Source organism: Thalassobacillus sp. C254 (assembly GCF_001310615.1).
This window is the reverse complement of sequence record NZ_BAXQ01000051.1, coordinates 1-4284: the sequence shown is the minus strand read 5'-3', so window position 1 is coordinate 4284 and position 4284 is coordinate 1. Positions and strand designations below refer to the sequence as shown.

The 4284-nt window shown below is 35.9% G+C and carries 4 protein-coding genes; all 4 read left to right on the top strand.

Annotated features, from left to right (window positions below):
- The first annotated feature begins 337 nt into the window (after positions 1–337).
- The 4 genes from JCM19033_RS26875 (at position 338) to JCM19033_RS26865 (ending at position 4161) form a co-directional block, all read left to right on the top strand.
- Positions 338–547 carry an acyltransferase family protein gene (locus tag JCM19033_RS26875; protein WP_269758464.1) on the top strand — a complete coding sequence of 70 codons (210 nt, stop codon included), beginning with the start codon at positions 338–340 and terminating at the stop codon, positions 545–547.
- Positions 548–1605: 1058 nt separating this feature from the next.
- Complete coding sequence (gene lgt, locus JCM19033_RS21430) at positions 1606–2445, top strand: prolipoprotein diacylglyceryl transferase (RefSeq protein ID WP_054637860.1); 840 nt, start codon at positions 1606–1608, stop codon at positions 2443–2445.
- Between the two features lie 379 nt (positions 2446–2824).
- Positions 2825–3583 carry a hypothetical protein gene (locus JCM19033_RS26870; RefSeq protein ID WP_269758463.1) on the top strand — a complete coding sequence of 253 codons (759 nt, stop codon included), beginning with the start codon at positions 2825–2827 and terminating at the stop codon, positions 3581–3583.
- Between the two features lie 29 nt (positions 3584–3612).
- The gene (locus JCM19033_RS26865; protein ID WP_269758462.1) at positions 3613–4161 is read left to right on the top strand and encodes a cell wall-binding repeat-containing protein; all 549 of its coding nucleotides are present in this window, start codon (positions 3613–3615) and stop codon (positions 4159–4161) included.
- Positions 4162–4284 lie beyond the last annotated feature (123 nt).

Here is a 4284-nt window from a genome sequence, read left to right as displayed (position 1 = left end):
CATTCCTCCTTCTGCTTTTTTACTAGTATTTCATAGCTCTTTGAAGAAATAATGAAGTACTTCATTTAAAAAACAAGTTAAATAATATAAACTGACTGGTCCTAAGCCTTTTGTAAAAAATTTTTTTATTTTCTTTTAAACACGAATTCACTTTAATAACATTGATAACTTCATACTTTCTGCATATTTAAGATTTATACTTTTAACCTTACAGAACTTATAGGAATGTAATAGGTGTGGACAAGGGCATACTGCATAAAAAAGCACCTCAGGTGCGTGTCTGTCCTTGTAGAGAGGTGTTGATCTTGGAAAAAAAATCATAAACGAAATATATTGGGTGAGAGCGATTGCCTGTTTGGCCGTAGTTGTCATTCACTCTGTAAATATTACTTTAACCAATTATGAACACACTGTGTCTCAGTTTGAAGAATATTTCTTAATTGCTGTACGCTTTGCTGCTTTTTTTGGTACCCCGGCATTCGTCTTTATATCTGAATTACTCCTAGCACGCTCTTACCCAAATAAGGTGCCTCACGGCTTTTTTTAAAGCGTGTAAAATATTTGTTATTTCCCTTTGTATTTATGGGCTAGTCTTTGCCTTTATAACAACGGATAGTCTGACTGGATTTATAAGCGAGTCATTGTTTAACGTTTTTCTAGGGGGTTATACGGGTTACTTTATTTTAATTATTTTTCAGTTTTACATTTTACATGTTTTCCTACATAAATTTTTGAAAAATTGGTCACCAGTTAAAGTGATTCTTGTCTCCCTCATCATCAATGTTGTTTATTTATCATTTTTTAACTTTACTGAACCTTTAGCTATACCTTTAGGTGATTACATTTGGCAGAGGGGGCATTGGTTGCCATTTGTCGGATGGATCTTTTACTTTGTATTAGGTTACTATTGTGGAAAAAATTATGAGTCTCTAAAAGAACTAGTAATCAAATATAAAAAATAATTATTCTTTTTCCTATGATTAATTTGATAATTATGTTTGTATTAGTGAGAAGTGATATCTTACCTGTCGTTTCCTCTAAGAGAATCGATAATCTCTTTTATACTTCTAGTGTAATTGGAGCTATCATATTCTTTTCCTTATATGTAAAGAAAGTTCCCCACTTTATTCTCTTAATAAGCAAGTACTCTTTTAATATTTATTTACTACACACCTTTTTTCTTTTTTATTTACCACCTATCGATTTTTTAAATCCACTGGTCTATTTTATCTTTGCTGTTGCTTTTAGTATGTTTTGTTCTTATACGGTTGCAAAACTGGCCTCCCCTTTTCAAATCACCCAGTTTTTAATAGGCAAGCCTATCCCTATACCCAAACAGACAAAAACCCAAAACAGCCGTGGTTAGAAAAATACTATGTACTAAATATTAAAGATAGAAAAATTCTCTCCATCCGCAAACTGACTTCCCCCAGTTTGTGGTTCTTCTGCTTTTAATAAATCTTTGTGACTTCAAGAAACCATCACATTTTTCTTATATGCTTAAGCGAATGAGGGTTTTTTCTGTTAACCCGTTCCGTCTTTTTTAGGGCAACAATTTACCTGTTCATTATGAAAAACATAAAAAGAAAAAAGGAGGTGTAATACATGTTATTAGCAATACAGCCCTATGATCGTGTCGCTTTTGAACTAGGGGCTTTTACAATCTATTGGTATGGATTGCTTATCGGTTTCGGTGCATTCCTTGGGTATCTTCTTGTCTCTAGAGAGTTTGAAAAAAGAGGATTATCGAAAGAGATATTTGCAGACCTTTTAATGTGGGCCTTCCCTATTGCCATTGTGTCCGCCCGAATATACTATGTGGTCTTTGAATGGGAAACATATATATATGATCCCGCAAGAGTATTTGCTATTTGGGAAGGAGGTCTTGCAATTCATGGAGGGCTTTTAGGTGCCTTTGTGACTATATTTGTCTTTTCTAAGAAACGGGGCATTTCCTTCTGGAAGCTGACAGATCTAGTAGCACCCGGCATTATATTGGGACAAGCTGTCGGCCGTTGGGGTAACTTTATGAATCAAGAAGCTCACGGAGGTCCCGTTTCAAGAGAGTTTTTGGAAACACTTATGATTCCAGAATTTATTATTAATCAAATGTACATTAATGGAACATATTATCAACCAACCTTTTTATATGAATCACTTTGGAATTTTGCTGTCTTGGCTATTTTGCTTTGGCTTCGGGGAGTGAACCTTAGACAAGGTGAACTGTTTTTCACCTATCTCATTTTGTATTCTGTAGGACGTTTTTTCATTGAAGGGTTACGCACAGACAGTTTAATGATATTTGACGTACTTCGCACTGCTCAGGTTATATCTTTAATCCTTATTTTCAGTTCTTTATTCCTTATATGGTACCGCCGAAAAAATGGATTCGCCAACAGAAGCTACTTAGATGATTATTATCAAAAAACAGAAGAAAAGAAGTAGAGCCAAAGAAATAAACCAAAACAAGACCACTTTCACTGCAAGAAACGCACACAAGGAAAAAATAGAATGTGCTGCTTCTAACCATGCTTACAATAGCAGTATTACGAATTGCAACTTAGAAAATTAAAATGATACACTACAAAAAGTGGATTTTGAGATATCTATAAAAGAAAAAAAGAAGGAAAGAAGCACTTACCATTATATGTAGTGATTGTACCGGTGAATTTACTTTTAGCCAACTAATAGCTTTCGCCTCTTACAAAGAAAACTAGAAATCAACTTCTTTGTTGAAGCTCAAACTATCTCCATAGTTTTTTCAAATTTACTTGCTATAATGTCCTTTGTTACTATACATAGATCATAAATAAGGAGGATTATAATGAAAAAGAAAATTTTTAAGGTACTTAGTACGGCAGGACTTCTTGCTATCATAGCTGCCTGTAATAACGAGGAAGAACCTGAGGTGATTGAAGAGGATACTACGAATGAGAACGTAGAAGAAGAGAGTGAAGATATGGAGGAAGGCATGGACCATGGGGACATGGACCATGAAGATATGGATCATGGGGACATGGATCATAACATGGAGGGTGGCAGTGAAGAAGAAATAAGAGAGAAAGCGGCCACTCCTCCTGAAACCCTTAATGAAAATGCCACACAAGGTTTAATCGACAATCAGACAAAAAACATTACTCGAATTGATAACAATGACACGATTGAGTTTGCTGTTCAAGTATCACAAACAGTATGGCCTGCAGTTTATGAGGAAAATCAGCCAGGTACGGTCATTCTTGTACCAGAAGATAATTGGCAAGTTTCTTTAGCAAGTCTAAATTTGGTCCACCATCCTAATGATGGCCCTGCGCTTTTTATAGAATCTGATAATATTCCCGAGGTTGTATCCCAAGAAATTAGTCGTTTACAGCCAAAAGGAAATGATGAAGGCGTTGAAGTTATAGTCATGGGAAGTGTAAGTGATTCAGTCATTGAGGAACTTGATGAGTATAACGTAGAACAAATACAAGAAGATGACCCAGCGTCCTTTGCTTATGAAATAGACGAAGCATATGCTTCAATTATTGGAGAAGCTCCAGAAAACGTAATAGTTGGCTCCATGGAAAATGAAAGCGAGAGTTAACCACAGTGGCAGGAAACTGGATTGCCCACATGGATGAAAGTCTTTTATACGTAGATAACGACGAAATACCAGAGGCTACATCAGAAGCCTTAGAGAAACGAGAAGGAAACGCTAATATCTACCTTTTAGGCAGTGAAAGTGCAATCAGTGCTAATGTGGAAGAGGAACTAAACGAGTACGGGGAAGTAGAACGAATAGAAGGTGAATCTCCAGCAGAACTTTCAGTTGCCTTTGCACAATTTAGAGATGATGATAATGATTTCGGTTGGGGAATTAATGAACCGGGTCATGGTCTATCTTTCATTTCTACTGATACCCCTGATTTAGCTATAGCCGGTGCCCCATTTGCGCATCTTGGTAAACATGCACCAATGATTTGGCTGGAAGAAGGAGAATTGACCGATGAAGTGTACGAATATTTTTCTGCACTTAAACCGATATTTGAAAACAACCCGATGGAAGGTCCTTATAACCACGGCTTCATTTTAGGAACGTTCGATGATATATCTTTTGAAACACAAGGAATTATTGATCAGAAATTAGAACTTGAAGGTCTCAATGGCCATGGAGGACACTAATAGAAACACCCTTGAGTCCAAGCCTACACTTTTGTGTAGGCTTTTTTAAATGGTTTTTAAATAAAAAACTAAGCGACAATTGGACGACAAAAAATGAAGCTAAACTTATTATCACTCCCATTT

Bases quoted from the DNA above. Each gene is read 5' to 3' on its own strand.
- lgt (WP_054637860.1), top strand. From the start codon at position 1,606: ATGTTATTAGCAATACAGCCCTATGATCGTGTCGCTTTTGAACTAGGG.
- JCM19033_RS26870 (WP_269758463.1), top strand. From the start codon at position 2,825: ATGAAAAAGAAAATTTTTAAGGTACTTAGTACGGCAGGACTTCTTGCT.
- JCM19033_RS26865 (WP_269758462.1), top strand. From the start codon at position 3,613: ATGGATGAAAGTCTTTTATACGTAGATAACGACGAAATACCAGAGGCT.